The organism is Allobosea sp. TAB14, assembly GCF_052113865.1.
Lineage (GTDB): Bacteria > Pseudomonadota > Alphaproteobacteria > Rhizobiales > Beijerinckiaceae > Allobosea > Allobosea spartocytisi.
In genome coordinates this window covers 1-8,080 of the sequence record NZ_JBFRDQ010000183.1, presented here as the reverse complement: position 1 = coordinate 8,080, position 8,080 = coordinate 1, and the positions used below count along the sequence as shown (strand labels likewise).

General features: G+C 69.2%; 8 protein-coding genes. 6 read left to right on the top strand and 2 right to left on the bottom strand.

What is annotated here, in order from left to right:
* Together hrpB and AB4Y99_RS22320 are read right to left on the bottom strand one after the other, a co-directional pair.
* Nucleotides 1-1,706 (bottom strand): ATP-dependent helicase HrpB (gene hrpB / locus AB4Y99_RS22325; RefSeq protein ID WP_441524868.1); only part of this gene is annotated, 1,706 nt, incomplete at its 3' end.
* 64 nt (nt 1,707-1,770) lie between these two features.
* A complete protein-coding gene (locus AB4Y99_RS22320) occupies nt 1,771-2,652 on the bottom strand; it encodes an alpha/beta fold hydrolase (protein WP_441524867.1) in 882 nt (293 codons plus the stop codon).
* A 156-nt stretch (nt 2,653-2,808) separates the two neighbouring features.
* On the opposite strand from AB4Y99_RS22320, the gene trpA reads away from it, so the two are divergent.
* From trpA to AB4Y99_RS22290, 6 genes are all read left to right on the top strand, one after another.
* Complete coding sequence (gene trpA / locus AB4Y99_RS22315; protein ID WP_038365238.1) at nt 2,809-3,654, top strand: tryptophan synthase subunit alpha; 846 nt, start codon at nt 2,809-2,811, stop codon at nt 3,652-3,654.
* A 94-nt stretch (nt 3,655-3,748) separates the two neighbouring features.
* Complete coding sequence (gene accD, locus AB4Y99_RS22310; RefSeq protein ID WP_038364853.1) at nt 3,749-4,657, top strand: acetyl-CoA carboxylase, carboxyltransferase subunit beta; 909 nt, start codon at nt 3,749-3,751, stop codon at nt 4,655-4,657.
* Between the two features lie 28 nt (nt 4,658-4,685).
* The gene (locus AB4Y99_RS22305; RefSeq protein WP_441524866.1) at nt 4,686-6,008 is read left to right on the top strand and encodes a bifunctional folylpolyglutamate synthase/dihydrofolate synthase; all 1,323 of its coding nucleotides are present in this window, start codon (nt 4,686-4,688) and stop codon (nt 6,006-6,008) included.
* 48 nt (nt 6,009-6,056) lie between these two features.
* Nucleotides 6,057-6,476 carry a hypothetical protein gene (locus tag AB4Y99_RS22300; protein ID WP_112762480.1) on the top strand — a complete coding sequence of 140 codons (420 nt, stop codon included), beginning with the start codon at nt 6,057-6,059 and terminating at the stop codon, nt 6,474-6,476.
* Between the two features lie 20 nt (nt 6,477-6,496).
* Entirely contained in the window at nt 6,497-7,339 is an 843-nt protein-coding gene (locus AB4Y99_RS22295) for an aldo/keto reductase (RefSeq protein ID WP_441524865.1), read from the top strand.
* A gap of 134 nt (nt 7,340-7,473) precedes the next feature.
* Nucleotides 7,474-8,080: L,D-transpeptidase (locus AB4Y99_RS22290; RefSeq protein WP_441524864.1), on the top strand; the 607-nt coding region annotated here is incomplete at its 3' end.

The following is an 8,080-nucleotide window of genomic DNA, read 5'->3' as shown; positions in this document are numbered from 1 at the left end:
GCCATGATCCGGGCCTGCTGCGCCGACCCCGTCATCTCCGCGACGACGATGTAAGATTCGCGCGCCAGGCGCTGCGATGCTTCGAGCGCGCCGCCGCGGCCATTGGCGAGAAGATACTGGCCGGAGCCCGGCGCACGCGCCCTGGCGACCCGGTCGGGATAGGCTAAGGCGAGCAGGAGGCCGGGGGAGAGCGGCTCGCCCGCCAGAGCCTTGTTCGTCCGGGCATGGCGTTCGGCGGTGCGGGCCCAGCCCTCCGCCAGACGGCGCATATCGCCGGCCCGGCCGCCGCGCTCGCGGGACAAGCGCTCCAGCCGCTCGGCCAGATCGATCGCATCGCCACCGAGGCCACGCTCGACCAGCACGGCGGCGAGATCGGCGGCGGCGCCGGCTTGCCCGAAGCGGGCGGCGGCCATGACCATGCGCGCGAGGCGGGGCGGCAAGGGCAGGGCCTGCAAGGCGCGACCGTCCGGCGTGATGCGCCCATCCGCATCGAGCGCGCCGACCGCCTCCAGAAGACCGCGCGCCTCCTTGAGGGCCGGCGCGGGCGGCGGATCGAGGAAGGCCAGCGTCGTCGGGTCGGCGACGCCCCAGGCGGCGCAGTCGAGCGACAACGGGCTCAGATCGGCGGACAGGATTTCGGGCCGGGCGAAGGGTTCGAGCGCGCCCGTCGCGGCCTCCTCCCAGAGACGATAGCAGATTCCCGGCTCGGTGCGGCCGGCACGGCCACGGCGCTGGTCGGCGGCGGCGCGGCTGACGCGGCGCGTCTCAAGTCGCGTCAAGCCGATATCGGGCTCGTAGACGGGTATGCGGGCGAGGCCGGAATCGATCACGACGCGCACGCCTTCGATGGTCAGCGACGTCTCGGCGATCGCCGTGGCGAGCACGACCTTGCGCCTGCCCGCAGGCGCCGGCAGCACGGCCCGGTCCTGCTCGCGCTGGTCGAGCGCGCCGTAGAGCGGAGCGATCTCGACAGCCGGATCGCGCAGCCTTTCGCGCAGGCGCTCCTCGACGCGGCGGATCTCGCCCTGCCCCGGCAGGAAGACGAGCTGCGAGCCGGGTTGCTCATTCAGCGCCAGCAGCACGGTTTCGGTGACCTGATCCTCGATGCGCTTCAGCGGGTCGCGGCTGCGATAGCGCGTCTCGATGGGGTAGGCGCGGCCCTCGCTTTCGATCACCGGGGCATCGCTCAGCAGTTTCGCGACGCGGGCGCCGTCGAGAGTCGCGGACATCACGAGGATTCGCAGGTCCTCGCGCAGGCCGCCTTGCGCATCGAGCGCCAGGGCGAGGCCGAAATCGGCATCGAGCGAGCGYTCGTGGAATTCGTCRAAGAGCACGGCSGCGAYGCCGTCGAGCGCSGGATCGTCGAGGATCATCCGGGCGAAGACGCCCTCGGTCACGACCTCGATGCGCGTCCTCGGACCGATCCTGGAGCCGAGGCGCACGCGCAGACCGACCGTCTCGCCGACCTGCTCGCCGAGCGTCTGCGCCATCCGGTTCGCCGCGCCGCGCGCCGCCAGACGGCGCGGTTCGAGCAGGATGAGCTTGCCGCCCTTCGTCCAGGGCTCGTCGAGCAAGGCAAGCGGCACGCGCGTCGTCTTGCCGGCGCCGGGCGGGGCGACCAGCACGACATTCGGCCGTGCGCGCAAGGATGCGGCGAGGTCGTCGAGGACGGCATCGATGGGCAGGGCTTGGTCGAAGGCGCGCATGTCCGGCCGATGTGGCGCAGCCGCGGCCCGCACGCAAGCGGATCGCAGCTTCCGGCCCGCAGGATCAATCCGCAGCGCGGTCCTGACGGCGCGCGAAGAAGCTCACCATGGTCTCGACGAGYTCGCGCGGACGTTCTTCCGGCACATAATGCCCGCAATCCTTGATGATGGCACCCTCGGGCTCCGTCGCGACGCGTTTCATCGTGTTCAGGGCTGCCTCGCCATAGCCATGGTCGCCACCCACGGCCAGCACCGGACAGAGCAGGGGCGATGCGCCGAGCCTGAGATTGTCGTCCCGGTCCTGGGGGATCAAGGCGCGGTAATGCGCGAACATTCCCCGAAGGCCACCCGGCGCGGCCGCCGCGCGGGCGTAATGGCCGATATCCTCCTCGGTGATGCTCGTCGGATCGAAAGTGCCCACGTTCTCGCGGCGGATCATCGCCTTGATGAAGAGATGCTCCCGGCCGCGCACGAGTTCCTCGGCAATGTCCCCGGCGCGGTTGAAGCCAAAATGCCAGCTTCCGCCATTTGCCACATCCATCGCCCGTTCCTGCCCGAAGCCGGGCAGGCCCGATTCGATGAAGACGAGCCCGCGCGTCCGCTGGGGCCAGTTGGCGGCCAAGGGATAGGCGACCTGGCCGCCGAGATCGTGACCAACGATCCAGGCCGTCGCGATGCCGAGACGATCGAGCATCGCCACCAGGTCCCCCGCCACGACCAGCTTGGAATGAACGCCTTCCGGCTTGCCGCTGTCACCGAAACCACGCAGATCCGGAGCAATGATGCGAAACCCCGCTGCCGCAAGCAGGGGAATGACCTTGCGCCAGGCGTGGGAGGTCTGCGGCCAACCATGCAACAGCAGCACGGTCTCCCCGTGCTCGGGCCCGGCGAAAACCGCATGCAGACGTAAGTCCGCCGCGATGCGGATGGTGCGATGTTCGAGCATGATGGAAACGACGTGATCCGGCCTTGTGGCGCCCTCCCCCAAGCGATCATGAGCGCCAGCCGAAAGCAAGGCTGCGCCCCCGGATCCGGCATGCGGCGAGGTGAGGGCGAGAGAGCCACTCGCCAGCCCGCGCGCGTCATGCTAACCGCTGACCTCATGACTGAGACCGGCCAGACCCGCATCCAGAACCGCTTCCAGACCTGCGCCCGCGAGGGGCGGGCTGCGCTCGTGACCTTCGTCACGGCAGGCGACCCCGATTTCGAGACCGCGAGCGCCATTCTCGCCGCCCTCCCCGCGGCCGGCGCCGATGTGATCGAGCTCGGCGTGCCCTTCACGGATCCGATGGCGGACGGCGTGCCGGTCCAGCTCGCCGGGCAGCGCGCGCTCAAGGCCGGGCAGACCTTGCGCAAGACGCTCGCCATGGTCGAGAGCTTCCGCAAGGCCGGCCACGACACGCCGATCGTGCTGATGGGCTACTACAATCCGATCTGGGTCTATGGCGTCGAGGCCTTCCTGGCCGAGGCGCGTCGTGTCGGTGTCGACGGGCTGATCGTGGTCGACCTGCCGCCGGAGGAGGATTCCGAGCTCTGCCTGCCGGCGCTCAAGGCCGGCGTCTCCTTCATCCGCCTGGCCACGCCGACGACCGACGACAAGCGCCTGCCCAAGGTGCTGCAGAACACTTCGGGCTTCGTCTACTACGTCTCGATGACCGGCGTGACCGGCGGCGCCATCGCCGATTACGGCGCGGTGGGCGATGCCGTCACCCGCATCAAGCGCCACACCGGCCTGCCCGTCGCGGTCGGCTTCGGCGTGAAGACCGCGACTGACGCCGCCACCATCGCCAAGAGCGCGGACGGCGTCGTCGTCGGTTCGGCGCTTGTGGAGCGCGTCCGACTTTCGCTCGACGCCGAGGGCAAGGCCACGGAAAAGACCGTTTCGGCTGTCACCTCGCTGGTCGCCGAACTCGCGCAAGGCGTGCGCTCGGTGGCGAAGGCCGCGTGAACGGGCTTGCACGCCGGGCCTTTGCCGGCGAAAAGCCAATCCCCATCTCTCGCCTGACGGCGCATGCCGCCGAAGGCCCATCAGGGATGATCCGATGAACTGGATTTCCGAAGTCGTCCGGCCGCGCATCAAGACGCTGTTCAAGCGCGAGACGCCGGAAAATCTCTGGATCAAATGCCCGGATTCCGGGCAGATGGTCTTCCATAAGGATGTCGAGGCCAATGGCTACGTCATCCCCGGCTCCGAGCATCATATGCGCGTCACCGCGCCGGAGCGGCTGCGGCTGACCTTCGACGAAGGCAAGTGGCTCGACGTCGCGCTGCCCGAGGTCGCGATCGACCCGCTCAAGTTCCGCGACGAGAAGCGCTATGTCGACCGGCTGAAGGATGCCCGCGCCAAGACCGGCGCACAGGACGCCTTCAAGGTCGGCTATGGCCGGGTCAAGGGCCTGCCGATGACCATCGCCGCGCAGGATTTCCACTTCATGGGCGGTTCGCTCGGCATGGCGGCSGGCGARGCCTTCATCAAGGGCGCSGAGACSGCSCTYGAGAAGAAGACSCCCTATGTCGTSTTCGCSGCYTCMGGCGGWGCGCGCATGCAGGAAGGCATCCTCTCGCTGATGCAATTGCCGCGCACCACCGTCGCGATCCGGCGCCTGCGCGCGGCGGGACTGCCCTATTTCGTGGTGCTGACCAATCCGACCACCGGCGGCGTCACCGCCTCCTACGCGATGCTCGGCGATATCCACATCGCGGAGCCCGGCGCGCTGATCGGCTTCGCCGGGCCGCGCGTGATCGAGCAGACGATCCGCGAAAAGCTGCCGGACGGCTTCCAGCGCTCGGAATATCTCAAGGACCACGGCATGGTCGACATGGTCGTGCATCGCCGCGACCTGCCGGAGACGCTCTCGCGCCTCGGCCGCCTGCTGATGAAGCAGCCCGCGGGCGAAGCCGGCAAAGCCGCACCGGCTCTGCCGCCGCAGCCGGTCGCCGAGGCGGTCTGAGGCTCGTTCGACCGAGGGCGCGCGCATCATGGGGTCTTCCGACACGCTGCTCGCGCGCTTCATGGCGCTGCATCCCAAGCTGATCGACCTTTCGCTCGGCCGCATCCTCACCCTGCTGGAGCGGCTGGGCGATCCCCAGAAAAAGCTGCCTCCAGTGATCCATGTCGCCGGCACCAACGGCAAGGGCTCGACGATCGCCTTCATGCGGGCGATCCTCGAGGCGGCCGGCCTGTCGGTGCATGTCTACATCTCGCCGCATCTGGTGCGCTTCCATGAGCGCATCCGGCTGGGTGCGCCTGGCGGCGGGCGCTTCGTGGAAGAGAACACGCTGGTCGAAGCGCTGGAGCGCTGCGAAGCGATCAATGCCGGCGATCCGATCACCTTCTTCGAGATGACGACGGCCGCGGGGCTGCTGCTCTTCGCCGAGCATCCGGCCGACGTGCTGCTGCTCGAGGTCGGGCTCGGCGGTCGCTTCGACGCCACCAACGTCATCGCCCATCCGGCCTGCACGGTGGTGACGCCGGTCTCGCTCGACCATTCCGAATATCTCGGCGACACCGTGACCAAGATCGCCGGCGAGAAGGCCGGTATCTTCAAGCGCGGGGCGCCCGCCGTGATCGCCCCGCAGGAGCCGGAACCGACCGCGGTGCTGGAAGCTGCGGCCGAACGGGCCGGCGCCTCGAAGATCCTGATCGGCGCGCAGGACTTCAACGTCCACGAAGCCGGCGGGCGACTGGTCTACGAGGATCAGGACGGTCTGCTCGACCTGCCGCTGCCCCGTCTGGCCGGGCGCCACCAGCACATCAATGCCGGCACGGCGATCGCGGCCCTGCGCGCCGCCGGCTATGGCGGGCTGCCCACACGCGCCTTCGAGGACGGCATGCGCAACGCCGACTGGCCGGCGCGCTTGCAGCGGCTGGCACGGGGACATCTCGCCGCGCTGGTGCCGGAACGCGCCGAGCTCTGGCTCGATGGCGGACACAATCCCGATGGCGGGCGCGTGCTGGCGCAGGCCATGGCCGATCTCGCCGACCGCAACCCGGCGCCGCTGGTGATGATCGCGGGCCTGCTCTCGACCAAGGACGCCGCTGCCACGCTCGGCCATTTCAAGGGCCTGGCCCAGATGCTCTACGCCGTGCCGATCCAGAACTCGCTCGCCGCCCGCCCGGCCGAAGAGGTCGCGGAGGCCGCGCGCGGCGCGGGCCTGCCGGCCGAGACCGCCAGCTCCGTCGAGCAGGCGCTGCGAACGATCGCCGCCGGCGATTGGCCCGCGCCGCCGCGCATCCTGATCTGCGGCTCGCTGTATCTGGCCGGCGAGGTGCTTTCGGCCAATGGCACGCTGCCGGCTTGAGCCGCCACAGGGGAAGGTCGGCCCTGCACTGCCGCTGAGGAAACATCCATGCCCATTCCCGGTCTGACGATCCTGGCCGCGACATTTCTCTGCGGCCTGCTCGGCGGCTGCGTCACCTCCGGCGGCACGACCGCGTCCGAGGAAGGCGCCGAACGCGTGGCGGCCGGCAAGCCGACCTTCCTGCGGCAGACCTATATGACGATGGACGAGCACTGCCACCCGGTGAAACGCCCGACGGGCGTGCTGACCGAGCCGCCCGTTCACGGCAAGGTCCGGATGGCGACGAAAAACGCCAAGGCCGAATACGGGCCGGGAGACCATCAGCACTGCGACGGCAAGCTCGGCCCCTCGCTCGCCTTCGAGTACACGGGACGGCCCGGTTATCGCGGCCCGGACAGCTTCGGCGTGCGCGTGCGCTACAATGACGGCGAGATCCGCCAGGCGCGGTTCAAGGTCGAGGTCTACTGAACAGCGAAAGGCGGTCCCCCATGCAGCGCAGCTTCGGAGCCGGCGGACCGGCCGTTTCCACCATTGGCCAGGGCAGCTGGTATATCGAGCAGGGTGACCGGCGCGCGGCCATCGCGGCGCTCAGGCGCGGGCTCGATCTCGGGCTGAGCCATATCGACACCGCCGAGATGTATGGCGACGGCCGTTCCGAGGCGATCATCGGCGAGGCCATCGCCGGGCGGCGCGATGAGGTCTTCCTCGTCTCGAAGGTGCTGCCGCACAACGCCTCGCGGCAGGGCGTGCGCGCCGCCTGCGAGCGCTCGCTGCAACATCTGAAGACCGACCGGCTCGACTGCTACCTGCTGCACTGGCGCGGGCCGCATCCGCTGGCGGAGACCTTCACTGCCTTCGAGGCGCTGAAGCAGGAGGGCAAGATCCTGTCCTGGGGCGTCAGCAATTTCGACGAGGACGATCTCGACGAGGCGCTGGCCGCCGCCGGCAAGGGCAAGATCGCCTGCAACCAGGTACTCTATCACCTGCGCGAGCGGGCCATCGAGCACGCCGTCATTCCGTGGTGCGAGCGGCACGGCGTCGCCGTCACCGCCTACAGCCCCTTCGGCCATCACGACTTTCCGGAACCGGGCAGCGCGCAGGGCAAGGTGCTGGCCGAGATCGCGCAAGCGCATGGCGCGACGCCCCGGCAAATCGCGCTCGCCTTCCTGACGCGAAGGCCCGCCGTCTTCGCCATCCCGAAGGCCGGCAGCGTCGCCCATGTCGAGGACAATGCCGGCGCGCTGAATCTCACCCTGTCGGAAAGCGACGTCGCCCGGATCGATGCCGCCTTCCCGCGCGGGCGCAAACCATCCTCGTTGCCGATGATCTGAGGGCGCTGGAAACCACGATCCGCCTTATCGCTTTACAGGCCTGCCTGCCCGCGCTTTCCTAGAGTCAAGGGCAAGGCCGTCACAGAGCCCGCGAACGCCCGCTCGACAGTTGTTGCGTTTTCGGAGTCTCGGCCATGCGTCGCTTTCTCGGCATTCTTGCCGTTCTGTTCCTGTCCGTTTTCGGTGCCGCCAAAGCCCAGGCCGGCGTCGATGTGAAGGTCGACATCGCCGCGCAGCGGATGACGGTGACCGCTCCCAATGGCGAGACCTATGACTGGAAGATCTCGTCGGGGCGAACGGGCTTCCGCTCGCCGAACGGCGTCTACCGGCCGACGCGCCTCGAAAAGAACTGGTATTCGCGCAAATATGGCGGCGCGATGCCCCATGCCGTGTTCTTCCGCGGCGGCTATGCCATCCACGGCACGACCTCGATCGCCGCGCTCGGCCGCCCGGCCTCGCATGGCYGCATCCGGCTGCATCCGGCCAACGCCGCCAAGCTCTTCGCGCTGGTGAAGAAATACGGCGCGAGCCAGACGCGCATCGCGCTCAACGGCGCCGCGCCCGACAATCTCTCGCGCTTCGCCAAGGCCTCCACGCACAAGGCCAAGGCCGCCCATGTCGCCAAGCTCGGCGGCAGCAAGGCGAAGGTTGCCAAGGCCAAGACGCAGCGCAGCCCGGCCGTCGCCACGGCGCGGCGGGGCGGCGGCCATGGCTGGGAAGCGGCACGCGGCCAGATCATGC